The sequence below is a fragment of the Streptomyces sp. NPDC104381 genome, assembly GCF_055583745.1.
In genome coordinates this window covers 21456-40403 of record NZ_JBVJNK010000010.1, presented here as the reverse complement: position 1 = coordinate 40403, position 18948 = coordinate 21456, and the positions used below count along the sequence as shown (strand labels likewise).

The window sequence follows — 18948 nt, the reverse complement described above, 5'->3', positions numbered from 1 at the left end:
GCGGCGACGGCCTGGAGACAGCACCTTGAGCGATCCGTACGAGACAACCGAGCAGCACCTCGAGCGACTCCTGCGATGCGCCCTCAACTCCTTCGACCTGTCCGACAGCACGGTCGAGCGGCTCGGGACGGCGCTGGCGCACAGCTCCTCCCTGCACTCGTCCCACCACAGTTCCGTACTGCACCGCGAGACCTACCGGCACACCTACCTGCTGTCCGACGGCACCACGCTCACCCTGTGGGAGCTGGTGCACGGCGGCGGCAGGGACGACACGGCCCCGCGCCGTCACGAGCTGTACGACGACGAGGGCGACGCGCAGCTCGCCGCCGCACGCCTCGCGGGCAGCTTCTGGGACACGCCCGCGCTCGGTGACGACAGCCTGCGGGAGGACCTGGAGGCGCTCACGCTGCTGATGAGCGTCCCCCCGGCCCCCCTGCCCCGCATGTACGCCCCGGACAATTCGGCGGACCACGCCCGCCGCGTCCTGCGCCGCGCGGAGAACGGCGACCGGCCGGGCGCCGCGACGGCCGGGCTCCTCCGCGCCGCCTTCGCCCACCACATCACCCAGGTCTTCGGCCGCCAGTACCACGTGGACGGGCGGGACGCCGGTTTCACGCTGTACGAGCACGCCTTCCTCCTGCTGGACGGCAGCGAGACCAGCCTGTGGGAGGTCGAGCACACGGCCACACCCGACGGCCGCCACATGTGCGAGGTGTACGACGACGAGCAGGCCGCGCGCCTGGCCATGGAGGACCGCACCCGGATCTGCTGACGGCCTCCCGGCTAGCCCCGGCCCGCCCGGGGTTCAGCTCGTCAGCGCGGGCGCCTTCCGGACCCCGTCGTCCCGTCCCCCGTCGTCCCGTCCCTCGTCGTCCCGTACCTCGTCGTCCCGTACCTCGTCGGCCCGCGGTTCTCCGGGAGCCGCCTCGTCCTCGCCGCCCTCCAGATGCACCCGCGGCCGGGCCGGCAGGGCGAACATCACGAGGAAGATCACCGCGAGCACCCCGGCGACCCACCACAGCGACCGCTGGAACGCGTCCACGAACGCCGCGCCCATCGCCTCCGGCGGCAGCCGGTCGCCGATCGCTCCGAAGAAGACGACCGAGACGAGGCCGAGCCCCAGCGCCGTACCCATCTGCTGCACGGTGTTGATCAGCCCGGACGCCGAGCCGGAGTGCTCCTTCGGCACTCCGGAGAGCACCGCGTCGGTCAGCGGGGCCACGATCAGCCCCATGCCCACGCCCATGACCACCAGCGGGAGCGCCATCTGCCACGGGCTGATCTCCGCCCCGTACCGTCCGGCCTCCCAGATGTAGAGCAGCAGCCCGGCGATCATCAGCAGCGCGCCGGCCTGCAGCACCTTGCGGCCGAAGCGGGGCACCAGCTTCTGCACGGAGATCCCGGCGGCGCCCGAGACGGCTATCGAGAACGGGATGCCCGTCGTGCCGGCCCGCAGGGCGCTCCAGCCGAGCCCCATCTGCAGGTACAGCGTCCAGACCAGGAAGAAGATGCCGAGGGCGATTCCGAAGGTCAGCTGCACGGCGGTGCCCGCCGCGAAGCTCTTCACCCTGAACAGCGACAGTTCGATGAGCGGTGAGCCGTCCCGGCCCGCCTTCCGGCGCTCGAACACGACGAGCGCGGCGAAGACCAGGAGGCTGGCGGCCATCGACAGGTGACCCCACAGCGGCCAGCCCAGCTCGCGTCCCCGGGTCAGCGGGTAGAGCAGCATGAGGAGGCCGAGGGTCACCAGGGCCACGCCGACCAGGTCGAGCCGGAGCGCCTTCGGGGCCCTGGACTCGCTGATGAACGTCCGGCCCAGGAGCAGTCCGGCGATGCCGACCGGCAGGTTGATCAGGAAGATCGGCCGCCATTCGAGACCGAAGAGGTTCCACTCGGTGAGCAGGGCGCCCAGCAGGGGCCCGGACACCGCGCCCAGCCCGACGATCGCCCCGAACAGCCCGAAGACCTTGCCGCGTTCGTGCGCGGGGAAGGTGGCGTGCACGATCGACAGCACCTGCGGCACCATCAGCGCGGCCATGCCGCCCTGCAGGATGCGCGAGGCGACCAGCATCTCCGGGTTCACGGCGAAGCCGCACAGGGCCGAGGCGATCGTGAAGCCGCCGATGCCGATGAGGAAGATCCGCTTACGGCCGTGGATGTCGCCGAGCCGGCCGCCCGTGATCAGCCCGGCGGCGAAGGCCAGGGCGTATCCCGCGGTGATCCACTGGATCGAGGTGAACGAGGCGCCGGTGTCCCGCGTGATGCTCGGGATGGCGATGTTGACGATCGTGACGTCGACCAGGTCCATGAAGGCCGCGGTCATCACGATCGCGAGCGCGAACCAGCGGCGCCGGTCCGCCGGGTCCTGCGGCGTGCCCGGCCCGGTCGGCACCGTGCGGGCGGCTGCCGTGGCCGGCAGAGATTCGGATGAAGTCATGCGGAGAAGCTAGAGGCCCATCAGGTCAGATTGTGACCTGATGGACGGGCATCCTGGTCCCATGACCGACACCCCGGCACGACTGCTGAAGCTGCTGTCGCTCCTCCAGACGCCGCGCGAGTGGCCGGGCAGCGAGCTCGCCGGGCGGCTCGGCGTCACTCCGCGCACCATCCGCCGTGACATCGACCGGCTCCGCGACCTCGGCTATCCGGTCGAGGCGTCGCGCGGTTCGGTCGGCGGCTACCGCCTGGTCGCGGGGTCCGCCATGCCGCCGCTCCTGCTCGACGACGAGGAGGCGGTGGCCATCGCGGTGGGCCTGCGCGCCGGGGCCGGGCATGCCATCGAGGGCGTCGACGAGGCGTCCGTACGGGCGCTGGCCAAGCTGGAGCAGGTGCTTCCGTCCCGGCTGCGGCACCGGGTGTCCTCGCTGCAGAACGCCACCGTGCCGCTCACCCGTGGCGACGGCTCGACCATCGACCCCCGCACGCTCACGGCGATCGCCTCGGCGGTCACCGGGCGGGAGCGGCTGCGCTTCGACTACCGGTCGGGGGACGGCACCGCCTCCAAGCGGCAGGCCGAGCCGTACCGGCTGGTGAGCACGGGAAGCCGCTGGTACCTCGTGGCGTACGACCTGGGCCGCGAGGACTGGCGGACCTTCCGGGTGGACCGGGTGAGCGACCCCTTCGCCACCGGGTCCCGCTTCACCCCACGCGAGCTGCCGACCGGGAGCGGTGACGCGGCGGAGTTCCTCTCCCGGTCGATGGCGCGCGCCCAGCCCGAGCTGCGTCTCGACGTCTCCTTCCGCGCCCCGGCGGACTTCGTGGCGGCCCGGCTCCCCGCGACGCTCGGCACGGTGGAGCCGACGGGTGAGGGCACCTGCCGACTGCGGGCGGTCTCCGCCGACTCGCTGGAGTGGGTGGCACTGCGGCTGGCGCTCGTGGACTGCGAGTTCGAGGTGCACGGCCCGGCCCACCTGGTGGAACACCTCGCCGCCCTGGGCGCGCGGCTGACGCGCGCCGCGTCACCGGGGCAGACCGGGGGCGGACATGGATGAGCCCCGGCGCCGGGGGGGGGGGTGGGCGCCGGGACTCAGCTCAGGGGACCGGAAGGAGACCGGTCGTCGGGCCGGTGCGAACCGGCTTGATGGGGAGATTACGGGTTATTCGCTCACGCCGCAGCGTCAAAGCCCGTGTCGTGAGCCATTCGCTTCAATTCGAGCAGCGCGTGCTTCTCGATCTGGCGGATCCGCTCCCGCGTCAGACCGTGCTGCTTGCCCACCTCGGTCAGGGTCCGCTCGCGGCCGTCCTCGATGCCGTACCGCATCTTGATGATGGAGGCGGTGCGGTTGTCGAGCTTGCCGATCAGGTCCTCGAGCTCCTCGCTGCGCAGCAGCGTCATCACGGACTGCTCCGGCGAGACGGCGGAGGTGTCCTCCAGGAGGTCCCCGAACTGGGTGTCGCCGTCGTCGTCCACGGACATGTTCAGGCTGACCGGGTCACGGGCCCAGTCCAGGACGTTGCTGACGCGCTCGGTGTTGGAGTCGAGCTCGGCGGCGATCTCCGAGTGCTCCGGGTCGCGCCCGTGCTCACGGTTGAACTCACGCTGCACACGCCTGATCCTGCCGAGCTCCTCCACGAGGTGGACGGGCAGCCGGATCGTGCGGGACTGGTCGGCGATGGAACGGGTGATGGCCTGGCGGATCCACCACGTGGCGTACGTCGAGAACTTGAAGCCCTTGGCGTAGTCGAACTTCTCGACCGCGCGCACCAGGCCGGCGTTGCCCTCCTGGATCAGGTCGAGCAGCGGCAGACCCGCCCTCGGGTAGCGCCTGGCCACGGCAACGACGAGCCGGAGGTTGGAGCGGATGAATATGTCCTTGGCGCGCTCGCTCTCGGCGACCAGCGCCTCGAGCTCCTCACGCTTCGCTCCGCCGGCTTCGCTCTCCACCTCGCCCGCGAGGATCTGCTGGGCGTAGACGCCCGCCTCGATCGTCTGGGACAGCTCGACCTCCTTGGCGGCGTCGAGCAGCGGTGTGCGAGCGATCTCGTCCAGGTACATGCCGACCAGGTCGCGATCGGCGATCTCCCCGCCCACGGCGCGAACACTGCTTGCCCGGTCGGTCCCGCCGGTGCTGGCGGACGAACGACGGGCGACGGCACGGGTTGCCATGCGTGCTCCCTTGCTGAGTAGGTCGCGACACCCTCCCGGGTGCCCTGCATCCGATGGAAACAACGACTGGAATCCGGACAGAATTCCCACGGGGACCATTCACTTTTGAGATCATGCAGTACCCTGTCGCCCGCAAGTTGAGGACACAAGGTGCAGATACCCACAGAAGTGCAGGTCAGGCCCGGCACGGAGGCCGACCTGGAGGCCTTGACGGACATCTACAACCATTACGTCCGTGAGACCGCGCTCACATTCGACACGGCTGCCTTCACCCGGGACGAACGCCTCCCCTGGTTGCGCTCCCACCCGGAAGACGGCCCCCACCGGCTCCTGGTTGCTCTGGACCCTGGTACCCGGGACAACGCTCCGCATGTCCTCGGCTATGCCACCAGCAGCCCCTACCGCCCCAAGGCGGCCTACAGCACCTCGGTCGAGGTGAGCGTGTACTGCGCCCCGGACGCCGTCGGCCGCGGCGTCGGCACGCTGCTCTACAAGGAGCTGTTCGAGGCCCTGGCGGGCGAGGACCTCCACCGCGCCTACGCCGCGATCGCCCTGCCGAACGAGCCGTCGGTCCGGCTGCACGACGCCTTCGGCTTCCGGCACGTCGGCACGTACGAGGAGGTGGGCCGGAAGTTCGGCCGCTACTGGGACGTGGCCTGGTACGAGAAGCCGCTGCACGGCCGGACCGCACCGTAAGAGGGAGCCGCTGCCCGGCCGGACCTGCACCGTAAGAAGGATGCGCCGCCCGGCCGGGCCGCACCGCAGGCGGATGCCCTCGCTCAGCCGAACTGCACCGAGCGCTTCGCCAGACCCATCCAGAAGCCGTCGATGACACTGCGGCCCCGGTCGAGCTCGCCCTCGGCCGCGCCGAGCGTGACGAACAGCGGGGCGAAGTGCTCGGTACGGGGATGGGCCAGCGCGCCCGCCGGCGACGCGTGCTCGAAGTCCAGCAGGGCGTCGATGTCCTGCGCCTGGAGCGCGCGGTGCCCCCAGTCGTCGAACTCCGAGGACCAGCCGGGCGCGGAGCCGCCGGTGTGCCGGAGCGCCGCGAGGTTGTGCGTGAAGAAGCCGCTCCCGACGATGAGCACGCCCTCGTCGCGCAGCGGCGCGAGCTTGCGCCCGATGTCCATCAGCTTCTGCGGGTCGAGCGTCGGCATCGAGATCTGGAGCACGGGGATGTCGGCGGCCGGGAACATCTCGACGAGCGGCACGTACGCCCCGTGGTCGAGGCCGCGGTCGGGGATGTCCTGGACCGGGTTGCCGGCGCCGCGCAGCAGCTTGCGCACGTCGTCCGCGAGCTGCGGGGCGCCCGGGGCGGCGTACCGCACGCCGTAGTAGTGCTCCGGGAAGCCCCAGAAGTCGTACACGAGCGGCACGGTCTCGGTGGCGCCGAGGGCGAGCGGGGCCTCCTCCCAGTGCGCGGAGACCATCAGGATCGCCTTGGGGCGCGGCAGCCCCGCCGACCAGGCGGCGAGCTCCCCGGGCCAGACCGGGTCGTCGGCGAGCGGCGGGGCGCCGTGCGAGAGGTAGAGGGCGGGCATGCGTTCCGCGGTGACAGTCATGACGCTCCCATTCCTCCGCCGATCAAGGTATGTGTGTTCACTACAGGTACCGGGAACGGGCAGCTGAGCGAGCACGGGGCATTCGGCGGACCGGCTCTTCGGGTCACTCGGATCCGGCCAGGATCCGATCAGGGGCAGGTTCTTGAATCTTCAAGTTCCAACTACCGGAGACCTTAGCTCTATCTAGTTCAACTTTCAAGAAAAGGTCGTACAGTGGAGTACATGACCACGGCATCCCCCGGCGGGCCCCGGTGGCTCACCGACGAAGAACAGAGCGTGTGGCGCGCGTACCTTCACGCCACCACGCTCATGGAGGACCATCTCGACCGCCAGTTGCAGCGCGACGCCGGCATGCCGCACGTCTACTACGGGCTGCTCGTCCACCTCTCCCAGGCCCCCCGGCGGCGGAAGCGCATGACCGAGCTGGCGAAGGACGCGAAGATCACCCGCTCCCGCCTCTCGCACGCTGTCGCCCGGCTGGAGAAGAACGGCTGGGTCCGCCGCGAGGACTGCCCCTCCGACAAGCGCGGCCAGAACGCGATCCTCACGGACGAGGGCCACGCGATGCTGGCCCGGTCCGCACCGGGGCACGTCGAGGCCGTACGCCAGGCGATGTTCGCCCGGCTCAGTCCTCAGCAGGTGCAGAGCCTCGGCGAGATCATGCGGGTCATCGCGGCCGGTCTCCAGCCGGAGGACACGGACGCGGATCTGCCCTGGCTCCGCTGAGCAGAAGCTGAGCGGAACCAGGGCAGAGCGTGAAGGCGGGCTCGCCGCCGGACCGGGTGCGGCGCACCCGGTCCGGCGTCCCGCTCAGTGTGCGACGACCGGGATCCTGAACTCGTCCTCGACGCCGTCCGCCAGGTCCCCCTGACCGCCGGTGGCGGCACCGGAGCCCGGGCGGCCCGTGTTGATCAGGGCCATCGCGATCGCCGAGGCGGCGACCAGGATGCCCACCGCCCACCAGATGGCGCTCGCGAAACCGGCGACCATGGCCTGCAGCTGGAGCAGCTTCGGGTCGCTCGCACCGGCCACGTGATCCGCGATGTACGCGGTGGTGGCGCCGGCGGCGATGGTGTTGAGCAGCGCCGTACCGATGGCACCGCCGACCTGCTGCGAGGTGTTCACCATCGCGGAGGCCACACCCGCGTCACGCGGCTCGATGCCGTGCGTGGCCAGCGACATGGCCGGCATGAACGCGGTACCCATGCCCAGGCCGAGCAGCAGCTGGCCCGGCAGGATGACGGACGCGTACGACGTGTCGATGTCCAGCTGGGTCAGCAGCAGCATGCCGACGGCGGCGACCAGGAAGCCGGGGCCCATCAGCAGCCTCGGCGGGACCCGGGTCATCAGCCGGGCACCGATCTGCGTGGAGCCGGTGATCATGCCCACGATCATCGGCATGAACGCGAAGCCGGTCTTGACCGGCGTGTAGCCCTTCACGACCTGGAGGTAGTACGTCAGGAAGAGGAAGAGGCCGAACATCGCGATGATGGCCAGACCCAGCGAGAGGTAGACCCCGCCGCGGTTGCGCTCGGTCAGGACGCGCAGGGGCAGCAGCGGCGACTTCACGCGCGACTCGGTGACCACGAAGGCCAGCAGCAGCACGGCGGCGGCGACGAACATGCCGATGGTCAGCGAGTCCGACCAGCCGGCCGACTCGGCGCGGGTGAAGCCGTAGACCAGCGAGACCAGGCCCAGCGTGGACAGGACGACGCCGGGGATGTCGAGCGGCGAGCGGTTGCGGCCGCCGGCCGGCTCACGGATGACGAAGTAGGCACCCGCGGCGGCGATGATCGCGAACGGGATGTTGACGAAGAAGGTCCAGCGCCAGTTCAGGTACTCGGTCAGGAATCCGCCCAGGATCAGGCCGACCGCGCCACCGCCACCGGCGATGGCCCCGTAGATGCCGAAGGCCTTGGCGCGCTCCTTGGCGTCCGTGAACATCACGGCGAGCAGGGAGAGGGCCGCAGGCGCGAGCAGCGCGCCGAAGACGCCCTGCAGGGCGCGGGAGCCGAACATCATCGCCTCGCCCTGGGCCGCGCCGCCCAGCGCGGAGGCCGCGGCGAAGCCGAGCAGGCCGACGACGAAGGTGCGCTTACGGCCCCACAGGTCGGCGATGCGTCCACCGAAGAGCAGGAGCCCGCCGAAGGCGAGGGCGTAGGCCGTGATGACCCACTGCTTGTTGCCGTCGGAGATGCCCAGGTCGGTCTGGGCGGACGGCAGGGCGATGTTCACGATGGTCGCGTCGAGCACGACCATCAGCTGGGCGAGGGCGATGAACGCCAGCGCTTTCCAGCGGCTGGGATCCGGGACGGTGCCGGCTGTTTTCGACATGGGAGTAGCCACCTAAGGACACGAAGAGTTGCGAGTTCGCCGCACGGGCCGCGGTGGGACCCGCGTACGGAACCGAAAAAGGGCGGAGGGTGCCGGCGGCCGGACACGCGAGGTCCGGGCCGGCGTTCAAGGACCGGCGGCGCCGCCAGGGGCTGCCCGCCGAGGGCTGTGGTGTGTGGGTCGGTTCTCCGGTGCGCGGGCGTCAGCGCCCGCTGCGCAGGTCCTCCAAGGTCGCCGCCGATCCGGGCAGTTCGGAACGGGCCGGGGCCTCCAGGCCGTCCAGGAAGAGCTGCAGATGACGGTGGGTGAACCGGTCGATGTCCAGGCAGGCGATGCCGGGCAGCGGCCGGGTGAGCTGGGAGAGGGCGACGAGTACGTCACCGACGGCGATGTCGGTGCGCAGCCTCCCTGCGGACATGGCACGCTCCACGAGCCCTTCGACGGCCTCTTCGAGGCGCCGGCGCTCGCTGAGCAGTTCGGGATGGTCGGTGTCGAAGCCGCCGGACAGCATCGGGCACAGGGCGCCGATCCGCTCGTCGGCCGCCGCGTGCACGAAGCGGCTGAGCGCGGCGAACGGGTCGGACTCGGCCGCGACGGCCTCCTGGACCCGGTCGGTGGTGCGGGAGGTGACGGCGAGGACGACCTCATGGATGAGCGCCGCACGGTCGGGGAAGTTCCGGTAGAGCGTGGCATTGCCGACCCCGGCCCTACGCGCGATCTCGTCGAGCGGCACGTCCGGCCCGAACTCGACGAACATCTCGCGCGCGGCCGTCACGATCCGCTCGCGGTTGCGCAACGCGTCGGCCCGCGGACGGGTCGTACGGCGCTGTGCGGCGCAGGCGGCGGTGTCGGCGACGGTCTCCACGGCTTCCCTTCCGGTGTGCGGCCGGCCCTCCGGCGAACCGGGGACCGCTTCCCCGCTTCCCGGGGACACAGGTGCAAACGGGGAGAGGCTCCCCGGATATTTCCCGGCCCTATGTGACCTGTGTCACACGCGGTTCCCGGCGGAAACCCTCCATCGGCGCACCCAGCGAGCGGTCCCCCACGACCCGGCAGAGGCTGATCGCCAGAGCGCAGTCAGGGCCGGCCGGCTGCCGCGGACCGAAGGCGACGCCCTATGCAGCAGTCCCGCCACCGGATACGCGGATACCACCGGCCCCTCGCGCTCGCCGGGGCGACGGCCCTGGTCATCGCGACGATGGCCTCGGCCAGCTCGACCCTCCCCATCGCCAGCCGCGCCTCCGCCGGGCCGGTGGCCGCCCCGCGCGGAACCGGTCTCGCGCCGTGCCGAATACCCACGGCCATGGGCGTACAGATGTCGGAGGGCATGCCGACCCCGCCCGGCTACGCGCGCTCCACCGGCCGGATCAGAGCGCTCAACCTGATGATCGACTTCCCCGACGCGCAGGCGACGGAACCTGCGGCGGACCGGCTCGCGGAATTCTTCCCGCAGACCTCCGAATGGTTCCGTACGAGCTCCTACGGACGGCTCACCTACCTGCCCGAAACCCCCGTGAAGGACTGGCTGCGGATGCCGCTGCCGTTCTCCGAGTACGGGATCGAGCGCGGCTCACCGTACGAACCGGGCTACCGCAAGATGGTCAAGGACCTGGTGGCCGTCGCCGACCCGAAGGTCGACTTCTCCGACTACGACCTGGTCAACGTGCTGGTCACCCCGAACGCCGGGCCCTCCGCGCTGGACACCGTCCTGTCGGTGACCTTCTCCGGCAACGACGACGCGCCCTTCGCCGACGGCACCCCGCTCGCCAACACGTCCTTCGTCTACAGCCGGCAGGACGACGGCTCGGGTTCGTACGCCGAGACCGGCTACCGGGTCCTGCCCCACGAGAACGGCCATGTCTTCGGGCTGCCCGACCTCTACACGATGGAGGGCGGCGGCGCCGTCGGGCACTGGGACATCATGTCCGAGGACTGGGGGGCCAACAACGACTTCCTGGGCTGGCACAAGTGGAAGCTGGGCTGGCTGGACGGCGACCAGGTGAGCTGCGCCGCCATGCCCGGCACCAGCGAACACACCCTCGGGCCGCTGTCCACGGCGGGCGGCCCGAAGCTGGCCTTCGTGCCGGTGAGCGCGGAGTCCGGGTACGCCGTGGAGGTACGGACCGCCGGGGGCAACGACGAGGCGGTCTGCCGGCCCGGCGTCCTCATCTACAAGGTGAGCTCCGACGTGGACACCGGCCGGGGCCCGGTCTCCGTCGAGGACAGCACCGAGGACAGCGGCGGCTGCACCCGCCGGCCGAACGTCCACGCCGAACTCTCCGACGCCCCGTTCGAACCCGGCGAGACCTTCACCGACCGGGCCAACGGCATACGCATCTCCGTACTGGAGAAGGACGCCGACGGGAACTACCGGGTGCGGATCACCCGGCCGTGAGCCCCCGGGTCCCCGTCCCGGTCACGTCCCGCAGCTCCCGCTTCAGGATCTTGCCCGTGGCGTTCCTCGGCAGCGGCTCCCGTGTCACCCGCACATGGGCCGGCACCTTGAACGCCGCCAGGCTCCGGGCCACGTGCGCCCGCAGCGCCTCCGCCGTGACACCGGAGTCCGGGCGCACCCGGACGACCGCCGCGACCTCCTCGCCGAGCACCGGGTGCGGGACGCCGAGCACCGCCGCGTCCTCGACGTCCGGATGGTCGTGCAGAACGGCCTCGACCTCCACGCAGTAGACGTTCTCGCCGCCCCGGATCACCAGGTCCTTGATCCGGTCCACGACGGCCACCCGCCCGTCCCGGACCACGGCGAGATCGCCCGTACGGAACCAGCCGCCGGTGAACGCCTCGGCCGTCGCCTCCTCGTCGCGCCAGTAGCCCCGGACCAGGGACTGGCCGCGCAGCCACAGCTCACCCGTCGCGCCGTCGGGGAGCGCCTCGCCCGCCGGCCCCGCGATCCGGACCTCGGTGACCGGTGTCGGCGTGCCGACGGAGTCCGGGTGCGCGCGGTACGCGGCGCCGAAGGCGGCCAGCACCCCGCCGCTGGTCTCCGTCAGCCCGTAGCCGTTGCGCGGCTCGATCCGCTCGCCGTGCCGGGCCGTGAGCCGGGCGACCAGGTCCGGCGGGGCCGCGGCGCCACCGGTGTTCAGCCCCTTCAGGCTCTCCAGGCCGTCGCCCGCGCGGTCGGCCTCCGCGAGCAGCTGGAGCGCGGTGGCCGGGACGCCGGCGTAGTGGGTGACCCCGTGCCGGCGGATCAGCCGCAGTGCCTCGCCGGCGTCCCACTTCGGCATCAGGACGAGGGTGCCGCCCGCCGCCATCGCCGCGTACAGGCCGGTGAACGCGGCGACATGGAAGAACGGGAACGTCATCAGGGTGACCGGTGCCGGCCCCTGGCCCGGGAGCACCCCTCGGGCCAGGGCCGAGGCCGCCGCCTGGAAGCGCGGGTTGAGGGCGGCGCCCGCCTGCGCGAGGTGGGTGGCCACGGCCCCCTTGGGCCGCCCGGTGGTGCCGGAGGTGTAGATGATCGTCGAGTCGTCCTCGGGCCTGATCTCCACGTCGGGCGGTGCGGCGTACGGATCGGGCTCCGGCAGGTCCGCGTACCGCTCGGCGTCCTGCGGCAGCGCGCCCTCGCGGTCCCCGTCCTCGAAGACGACCAGGCGCGCCCCCGCCCCTCGGGCCCAGCCCGCCACCTTCGGCAGCTGCTCCCCGTCGACCAGCAGCACCGCGGGCTCGCAGTCGTCGAGGGCGTGGCCGAACTCCCCCTCGGTCCACCAGGTGTTGAGCGGTACGGCGACGAGACCGGCCAGCTGGGCCGCCCAGAACGCGATCTGCCACTCGGGCCGGTTGCGCATCGCCACGACGGCCCGGTCGCCGGGGCGCAGCCCGTACGGACCGGTGAGCCGGCGGGCCAGCGAGGAGGCGGCGGCGAAGAACTCGCCGTACGAGCAGGTCCGTTCGCCGGACACCAGGAACGGCTGGTCGCCGAAGGCCCAGGTGGTCTCCGCGAACTCCCGCAGGGTGCGCGGACCGTTCGCGTAGACGAGCGGCCCGTGCTCCGCGCGCACCACGGCGAAGGGCGCCCCGGGGGCGGTCAGCGTGGCCTCGACACGGGCGAGGGCCGCGGGGTCGGGTGAACTGCTGGGGTCGGTGTGCGGCACGAACGGCCTCTCGACGTGCGGGCTCGGCGGCCCGGCGACGCTATGCCCGCACCCGGCCGCCGTCAACCGGGCCCGCCCCTCCGGCGGCGTGCGGCGGAACGAACCGGTGGCCGCACCCCCGGAAGGGCGCGGCCACCGACCCGCGAAGGCCCTAGCGGAAGGCGGGCAGGCTGCGCTCCGCCCAGGCCGTGAAGGGGGCGGCCGGGCGGCCGAGGACCTTCTCGACGTCCGGGCTGACGCGCTGCTCGGACGGGAGCGGCCGGCCCAGGATGTCCAGCGTCCCCTCGACCACGCCCGCCGGCATGAACTGCGACATGTGGGCGGCGGCCGCCTCACGGGTCAGCTCGACGAACGTCACCTGCTCACCCAGGAGTTCGGCCAGACCGGCGGCCTGCTCGCGCGGGGTGACCGCGACCGGGCCGGTCAGCTCGTAGGTCTGCCCGGCGTGCCCGTCCTCGCGCAGGACGACGGCCGCGACCTCCGCGATGTCCGCCGGGTCGACGACCGGCAGCGCGACATCGCCGAACGGTGCGAGAACGGTGCGTTCGGCGCGCACCGACTCGGCCCACGCGAAGGCGTTGGAGGCGAAACCGCCGGCCCGCAGGACCGTCCACTCCAGGCCCGAACCGCGGACGGCGTCCTCGAACTCCCGCAGCCGGTCGTGCGAGCCGGCCTCCGGGCGGGTCGAGGTGATCTGCGAGGAGAGCAGGACGACCTTGCGCACGCCCTCCTCCTTGGCGACGCCCAGCAGGGTCTCCGCACTCTCACCGCCGGCCAGCATCTCTCCGGCCAGCAGGATGAACAGCGCGTCGGCACCCGTCAGCACACCGCGGAGGCTCTCCGCCTCCCCCAGGTCCGCCTGTGCGTGGTGGGCACCTTCGGGCAGCTCGACGGGGAGCGGGCGCCGCGAGACGGCGGCGACCTTCTCGCCCCGGGCGGTGAGGGCGGCGACCAGCGTGCGGCCCACGTTTCCGGTGGATCCGGTGACAACAATCATGAGACAGCTCCTCGGTAAGGGATGTAAGGGGTGGACAACCGCTGTCGGGGACGCCGCCGCGACGGTCGCACGGTGTCGTTCGCCGTGACGTCACCGACGCTAGCATCCTCAACATAGTAGGTACCTAGAGGAAAGTGGCTTTCGTTTCGGGGGGCTCCGGAGCCGTCCCCGGGAACGCCGCCGTGGGTGGCGGCGAGCTCCTGTCCGAGGCGCGCCAGACGGGCGCGGGCCTCGGGCGGCCCGAGCACCTCGACCTCGGCCCCGGCGCCCGCCAGCTGCGCCACCAGGATCTCGACGGAGGGGCCGTCGGCCTCGATCGCGCACCGCCCGTCGGGGCGTAATTCCCCCGTACGGAGCCGGTCGCCCAGCAGCTCGCGCAGCCTCGGGACCGCTGCGGGCCCGGCGGCGGCACGCACGGTGACGGCGCGCAGCCGGCGTTCGGCCTCGGCCGCGAGGCCCTGCCAGGCCTCCGCCAGGTCGAAGCCCTCCGGCCGCCGGGCGGGCTCACCCGTGACGGTGACCGAGGTGACCCGGGTGTGCAGGAAGGAGCGCAGCCCCTCCCCGTCGGCGGCGACGGTGTACCAGCGGCCCGCCTTGCAGACCAGGCCGAGCGGGTCGACGGTCCGCTCCCGGCACCGGCCGCCCTCGTCCGCGTAACCGACGGTGATGCGCACCCGGTCCAGCACCGCCTGTTCCAGCGCGTGGTGGTGCGGGCCGCCGGCGGCCCGCACCGCCGCGCGGGACCAGTCGAGGCCGTCGACGACCAGCGCCTTGGACGCCGCCTCGGCATGGGTCCGCATCGGGGCGGGCACCGCCTGCACCAGCTTGCGGAGGGCGGCGCGGAGTTCGGGCGAGGCGGAGAGCGGGCCGGCCGCCAGGAACAGCGCGCCGATCTCACGCTGGGTGAATCCGGTGAGGTCGGTACGGGCGCCTCCCACCAGGCTCCATCCCCCGCCGCGCCCACGCTGCGAGTAGACGGGCACACCGGCGGCGGACAGCGCCTCCAGATCCCGGCGGGCCGTGCGCTCGGAGATCTCCAGCTCCTCCGCCACCTGACGCACCGTCACGCGGCCGCGCGCCTGGAGGAAGAGCAGGGTCGCCACCAGACGGTCTGCCTTCATTTTGTCCAGCTCTTTCTAATAGGCCATGAGGTGACCTGTTTTATAGGGAAGATGAAGTTATGACTGATACTTCGCAGGCTTCCGGCGCTTCCGCCACCCGTCCGCCCGCCGACCCGCGCGGCGGCCTCTTCAAGGCCGTCGAGCTGGCCACCGGCGTCCTCGCCGCCATCCGCCCCGACCAGTACGACCAGGCCACCCCGTGTCCGGAGTACTCGGTGCGCGACCTCGCCAACCACGTGGTCTCGGTCCTGCGGCGCCTCACCGTGCTCGGCAACGGCGGCTCCTTCATGAGCGTCCCGAACCTCGCCCCCGACGTCGCCGACGGCACGTGGGCCGAAGCCTGGACCGGCGCGGCGAAGGAGTTCGACGCCGTGTGGTCCGACCCGGCGGTCCTGGGCCGGCAGATCGCTCTGCCGTGGGGCCCGGTCCCCGGCGCGGTCGCCTCGGTGATCTACACCAACGAGTTCGTGCTGCACACCTGGGACATCGCCAAGGCCACGGGCCAGAGCCCGCAGTGGGACCCGGAGGTGCTCGCGGCACCGCTGGCGGTGATGCACCGTGCCGTGCCGGCCGAGCCGCGCGGCGGGCAGGTCCCGTTCGGACCGGTGGTCGAGGTACACGAGGACGCTCCCGACATCGACAAGCTGGTGGGCTGGTACGGCCGTCGCCCCTGAGACGCCGGAGGGGAGGGGCCGCCGTCCGGTGACGGCGGCCCCTTTCCGTTCCGGTGCGTCCGGGGTCAGCCGGCCGATCCGACGCCCTGCGCGAAGGAGAAGAACCGGTGGCGGTCGTACGTCGTCTTGACCGTCGCCAGCCGCGCGTAGTTCTCGGCGTAGTACGACCGCTTCCAGTCCTTCAGGGACGGGTCCATCCAGTTCTGGTAGGTCTCACCGTTGGACAGCGGGTCGATCACCCTGAACCCGTTGTCCACCCAGCGGCCCGCGACGGCCCTCGCCTCGGCGGTGTTCTGCCGCGGATCGTTGATCAGCGCCCGGTAGTTCACCGAGAACAGCGAGTCGCGGTGCACATAGGCCGTGTCCGTGCGGGCCGGGTCGTTGGCCGCTCCCCCGAAGAAGTGCAGGTCGAGGTAACGGGCCTGGCCGGCCGCCCGGTCGGCGTCGAAGGCCGTCATCACGTCGGCCCAGCCACTGCCGGTGTACGGCGTGCTGCCCAGCCTGGTCCGCTCCAGACCGAACTCGGGGCGGGTCAGGACCCCGGTGGGGGTCTTCCCGGAGCGCTGGCACTCGTCCTGGCTGAGCGTGCCGCAGCCGAAGACCATCATCATCAGCTGCTGGTACGTCATGACGGCTTCCTGGCGGTCCACGGCCGGACCGGTCAGCGAGAGCAGCCGGGCCGTCTCCGAGGCGAGTTCCGTCGGGGTGCCGCGCGAGGCCAGCATGATGTTGACGTTCGGCACCGAGCCCGGCGCGGCGTCCGGCTGCACGACGTATCCGCCGCCGCCGATGGTGCGGGGCGCGTCCACCAGCCACCGGGAGGCCGCGTCCAGGACGTCCGCCGCGCGGTCGTACGGGAAGATCAGGTTGGCCATGGCTATCTGGTCGCCGACGTGCGGGGTGACCGTGAAGCGGGTGACGACGCCGAAGTTGCCGCCGCCCCCTCCCCGTATCGCCCAGAACAGGTCGCTGTAGCGGGTCGGGGAGGCGGTCACCACCCGGCCGTCGGCCAGGACCACCTCGGCCGAGGTGAGCGCGTCGCAGGCCATGCCCGTGGACCGGGTCAGGAAGCCGAAGCCGCCGCCCTGAAGGAAGCCGCCGCTCGCGACGGTCGGGCAGCCGCCCTCGCTGACCACGAGACCGTGCGGGGAGAGCGCGCCCAGGATGTCCACGTTCCTGGCACCGGGACCGACGCTGACCGAGCCGTTGCCGACGGTGATCGCGTTGATCCTGGACACGTCGATGACCAGGCCCGGCGTCGTCGAGTAGCCGCCGTAGCTGTGGCCGCCGCTGCGCACCGCGGTGGGCAGGCAGTTGTCCTGGGCGAACCGGAGCGCGACGGAGACATCGGCCGAACCGGCGCAGTAGGCGACGGCCTTGGGCGCCACCGCGTCGAACTGCGCGAGTTCCAGCTGCCGGGCCACTCCGTACGAGGCGTCGGTGGGCAGCACCAGCGTGCCCCGGAGGTTGCGGGCGAGCTGGGCCCAGGGGGCCGTGCCGGCCCCGGTGCTCGCGGCGACGGACGTGCTGGGCAGGGCGGCCAGGCCGGCGACGGCCGTGCCCGCACCGAGAAGTGCTCTGCGAGTGATCACGGGTGTCCCATGGGTCGAGGTGGGCGGACGGAGGTGAGGGAAGACGTGCGGGAGGGGGCGTGCGGAGGGGCGGCGCCGGGCCACGGCTCCCGTGCCCGGAGGGAGGGAAGGGCCGGAGGTGTTCACGCTGTGCGGGCACCCCCCCCCCGGGGGAGGTGTTCACGCTGTGCGGGCACCCGCAGGCCGTGGCGGCCGGCGCCGCGTTCGGGGAGGGCGGAGGGTCAGGAGACCTTGCGGCCGCGTATGCCCTGCTTGACGACGCCCTTCAGCATGGAGCGGCCGAGATCGCGCATCTCCTTGGGGCCGGAGGTGCTCGCCCACCACATGAACTTCATCATCGTGGGGGTGGTGGCGCGGAAGAACCGGAGGTCCTCGGGCCCCTTCCAGCCGAACGGAGTGTTGACCGACTCGCAGTCGCGGATCGCCTCGAAGACGATGTCGGCCGCCTTGTCCCCGTCGATCTCCCCGGCCTCGTACCGTTCACAGGTCTCGGCCGTGATGTCGAAGAGGTGCTTGAAGGCGTGGCTGTCCGGCCACCACAGCCCGGTGTAGGGGGACTTCTCCATCTCCTTGAAGTGCCGGTCGTCACCGTCGAGTTCGAAGCTCTGGCGCGCCTGGATCTGACGCATGGTGGCCGGGGTGGTGAAGCAGGCCCAGACCCGGAAGACCGCGTTCCAGAGACGGAAGTGGCTGAAGGCGATGTAGGAGCTGTTGACGATCTTGTCGTTGTACTCCAGCAGCCCCTGCTCCAGCCGCTCCACGTACTCGAAGCGCTCCGCCTTGAAGTCGTCCTCACGCAGCGCGTCCAGGACCCGCCAGGCGAGGGCGTCGACCACCTCGAACGTGTTGGAGAGCCCGCGCGAGAAGAGCGGGTCGATGAAGCCCGCGGCGTGCGACATCAGGCACCAGCGGTCGCCGACGGTCTGCTTGGAGGAGTACTGGATCCGGTCCGTGGAGACCCACTCGCGCACCCGCTTGGCGCCGTCGAACTGGCGCTTCACCGCCGGGTACATGTCGAGGTAGTGGTTGAACTCCTCGTCCGGCGTCATGTCCTTCGGCTTGGGGTACAGCCGCTCGTCGAAGGTGAGCCCGACACTGCACACCGGGTTCTTGGAGTCCTTGTAGTTGTCGAACGGGATGATCCAGAACCAGCCGCGCTCGATGAGGTGGTGCAGGGTGCCGCCGTGGAAGGGCGATTCCGCCGGCGGGCGCAGCGCCTCGGGGTAGTTGCACACGTCGTCGTACGGCTTGATGCCCACGTAGTGGGTGAACAGCGACCGCGCGTGGTGCTTGTGCCGGGGCGGGTTGTCGCGCAGGTCGAACTTCTCGGCGAGCGGGGAGCGGAAACCGCTGGCGTCGATGAGGTACTTGGCCCGGAAGACCTCGCCGTTGGCGCCGGTGACGGTGACGCCGTCGTCGTCGAAGTCCAGGTCGGTGGCGCGCCAGTTCTGGCGCAGCGTGCAGCCGTACTTCGCGGCGACGTTGAGGTAGTACGAGTCCGTGTCCTGCCGGTAGAGGTGGATGGCCTCCGTCAGCATCTTGGGGATCACGAACATGTTGGCCTCGCGCGGATCCGGCTCGCGGTTCTTCCGGTGCGAGACGAAGCCGAAGCTCTGCTTGCGGCCGTGGTGCGGCCCCATGTGCTCGGTGATCGCCTTCACGTCGAGCATGTGCTTGATCTCCGGCACGTCGTACCGCGCGGCGAGTATGTGCAGCCACTCGACGAGCTGCGGGTTCTGCGACTCGCCTATGGAGAACCGCGGGTGCTGGCCCGCGTCGATGAGGGCGACGTTCGCCCCCTGCCGGGCCAGGATGGCGCCGGTGATGGAGCCCGCGAGGCCCGACCCCAGGATCAGGACGTCGCACTCGTTCCGTTCGCCGGCCCGCGGGGCCTCTTTCTCTGCCTGAGCCTTGACTGCCTGATCCTTGGTGGACAAGACCGCACTCCTTCTTCTT

Annotated in this window: 16 protein-coding genes; 6 read left to right on the top strand and 10 right to left on the bottom strand. The window is 71.5% G+C overall.

Annotated features, from left to right (window positions below):
* The first annotated feature begins 25 nt into the window (after positions 1-25).
* Positions 26-772: a DUF6227 family protein gene (locus tag ACZ607_RS30495; protein ID WP_469740021.1), complete on the top strand. Its 747-nt coding sequence runs from the start codon at positions 26-28 to the stop codon at positions 770-772.
* Positions 773-805: 33 nt separating this feature from the next.
* On the opposite strand, the gene ACZ607_RS30490 is transcribed toward ACZ607_RS30495, so the two are convergent.
* Entirely contained in the window at positions 806-2437 is a 1632-nt protein-coding gene (locus ACZ607_RS30490; protein WP_469740019.1) for an MFS transporter, read from the bottom strand.
* A gap of 61 nt (positions 2438-2498) precedes the next feature.
* Between ACZ607_RS30490 and ACZ607_RS30485 the strand changes: the two genes are divergently transcribed.
* Positions 2499-3491, top strand: a complete 993-nt coding sequence (locus ACZ607_RS30485; RefSeq protein ID WP_469740017.1) for a helix-turn-helix transcriptional regulator — start codon at positions 2499-2501, stop codon at positions 3489-3491.
* Positions 3492-3604: 113 nt separating this feature from the next.
* Here ACZ607_RS30485 and ACZ607_RS30480 read toward each other — a convergent pair whose 3' ends face one another.
* Positions 3605-4606 (bottom strand): sigma-70 family RNA polymerase sigma factor, encoded by a 1002-nt coding sequence (locus ACZ607_RS30480; RefSeq protein WP_099177391.1) that lies wholly within the window; start codon positions 4604-4606, stop codon positions 3605-3607.
* Between the two features lie 150 nt (positions 4607-4756).
* Here ACZ607_RS30480 and ACZ607_RS30475 point away from each other — a divergent pair, with 150 nt between their 5' ends.
* Entirely contained in the window at positions 4757-5302 is a 546-nt protein-coding gene (locus tag ACZ607_RS30475) for a GNAT family N-acetyltransferase (protein ID WP_469740014.1), read from the top strand.
* An 83-nt stretch (positions 5303-5385) separates the two neighbouring features.
* On the opposite strand, the gene ACZ607_RS30470 is transcribed toward ACZ607_RS30475, so the two are convergent.
* Positions 5386-6168: a dioxygenase family protein gene (locus ACZ607_RS30470; protein ID WP_469740012.1), complete on the bottom strand. Its 783-nt coding sequence runs from the start codon at positions 6166-6168 to the stop codon at positions 5386-5388.
* A 213-nt stretch (positions 6169-6381) separates the two neighbouring features.
* Here ACZ607_RS30470 and ACZ607_RS30465 point away from each other — a divergent pair, with 213 nt between their 5' ends.
* Positions 6382-6894 (top strand): MarR family winged helix-turn-helix transcriptional regulator, encoded by a 513-nt coding sequence (locus ACZ607_RS30465; RefSeq protein ID WP_469740010.1) that lies wholly within the window; start codon positions 6382-6384, stop codon positions 6892-6894.
* 84 nt (positions 6895-6978) lie between these two features.
* On the opposite strand, the gene ACZ607_RS30460 is transcribed toward ACZ607_RS30465, so the two are convergent.
* Both ACZ607_RS30460 and ACZ607_RS30455 read right to left on the bottom strand, forming a co-directional pair.
* Entirely contained in the window at positions 6979-8502 is a 1524-nt protein-coding gene (locus ACZ607_RS30460; RefSeq protein ID WP_469740008.1) for an MFS transporter, read from the bottom strand.
* Positions 8503-8704: 202 nt separating this feature from the next.
* Complete coding sequence (locus ACZ607_RS30455) at positions 8705-9367, bottom strand: TetR/AcrR family transcriptional regulator (protein WP_469740006.1); 663 nt, start codon at positions 9365-9367, stop codon at positions 8705-8707.
* A 252-nt stretch (positions 9368-9619) separates the two neighbouring features.
* Here ACZ607_RS30455 and ACZ607_RS30450 point away from each other — a divergent pair, with 252 nt between their 5' ends.
* Complete coding sequence (locus ACZ607_RS30450; RefSeq protein ID WP_469740003.1) at positions 9620-10897, top strand: M6 family metalloprotease domain-containing protein; 1278 nt, start codon at positions 9620-9622, stop codon at positions 10895-10897.
* Here ACZ607_RS30450 and ACZ607_RS30445 read toward each other — a convergent pair.
* From ACZ607_RS30445 to ACZ607_RS30435, 3 genes are all read right to left on the bottom strand, one after another.
* A complete protein-coding gene (locus ACZ607_RS30445; protein WP_469740001.1) occupies positions 10884-12608 on the bottom strand; it encodes a class I adenylate-forming enzyme family protein in 1725 nt (574 codons plus the stop codon). The two genes, ACZ607_RS30450 and ACZ607_RS30445, sit on opposite strands and share 14 nt — an antisense overlap.
* 151 nt (positions 12609-12759) lie before the next feature.
* Entirely contained in the window at positions 12760-13605 is an 846-nt protein-coding gene (locus tag ACZ607_RS30440) for an NAD(P)H-binding protein (RefSeq protein WP_469739999.1), read from the bottom strand.
* Positions 13602-14726, bottom strand: a complete 1125-nt coding sequence (locus ACZ607_RS30435) for a helix-turn-helix transcriptional regulator (protein ID WP_469739995.1) — start codon at positions 14724-14726, stop codon at positions 13602-13604. Before ACZ607_RS30435 ends, ACZ607_RS30440 begins: the two co-directional genes overlap by 4 nt.
* Before the next feature lie 59 nt (positions 14727-14785).
* On the opposite strand from ACZ607_RS30435, the gene ACZ607_RS30430 reads away from it, so the two are divergent.
* Positions 14786-15400, top strand: a complete 615-nt coding sequence (locus tag ACZ607_RS30430) for a TIGR03086 family metal-binding protein (protein ID WP_469739993.1) — start codon at positions 14786-14788, stop codon at positions 15398-15400.
* A 65-nt stretch (positions 15401-15465) separates the two neighbouring features.
* Here ACZ607_RS30430 and ACZ607_RS30425 read toward each other — a convergent pair whose 3' ends face one another.
* Positions 15466-16992, bottom strand: coding sequence for an FAD-binding oxidoreductase (locus ACZ607_RS30425; protein WP_469739991.1), 1527 nt, complete (start codon positions 16990-16992; stop codon positions 15466-15468).
* Positions 16993-17213: 221 nt separating this feature from the next.
* Positions 17214-18929 (bottom strand): NAD(P)/FAD-dependent oxidoreductase, encoded by a 1716-nt coding sequence (locus ACZ607_RS30420; protein WP_469739988.1) that lies wholly within the window; start codon positions 18927-18929, stop codon positions 17214-17216.
* Positions 18930-18948 lie beyond the last annotated feature (19 nt).